General features: G+C 76.1%; 1 protein-coding gene. It reads left to right on the plus strand.

The genetic code is table 11. The features are described from left to right. Positions 1-481, plus strand: a 481-nt coding sequence (locus AO501_RS38295) for a hypothetical protein (protein ID WP_197419900.1), incomplete at both ends; no start/stop codon positions are given.

Raw genomic sequence — 481 nt, forward strand, 5'->3', positions numbered from 1 at the left:
GTGCTAACGGCGGTGACGGTGGCGATAGCGGTACCGGCGGGCATGGCGGTAGCGGTGGTGCCGGAGGAGTCGGTGGGCAGGGTCACGGCTTGTTGGGACGCGCGGGCGTCAATGGTTCCGGGGGAACCGGAGGTGCCGGCGGTAACGCGGGGGCTGCCGGTAACGGTGGGGCCGGGGGTGCCGGAGACGCGCTGACCGCCGGTGGTGCCGGTGGTGGTGGAGGCGACACCGGCGGTGTCGGCGCTGGCGGGATGGGCGGTTCGGCGGGCGGCCCGGGTGCCGCCGCGGGCGCTGTCGGTGCGGCGGGGACATTGGTGGCCGGCGGCAACGGCGGGGCCGGCGGAGCCGGCTTCAGCGCTACTCAATCAGGCGCGTCAGGCACCGCCGGGGGTGCTGGTGGTGCGGGCGGTAGCCATGGCAACGGTGGAGCAGGAGGTGCCGGCGGTAACGGTGCGGCGGGTGCCGACGGCGCCGCCGGGGT

It is taken from the genome of Mycobacterium gordonae (assembly GCF_001417955.2).
Classification (GTDB): domain Bacteria; phylum Actinomycetota; class Actinomycetes; order Mycobacteriales; family Mycobacteriaceae; genus Mycobacterium; species Mycobacterium gordonae_B.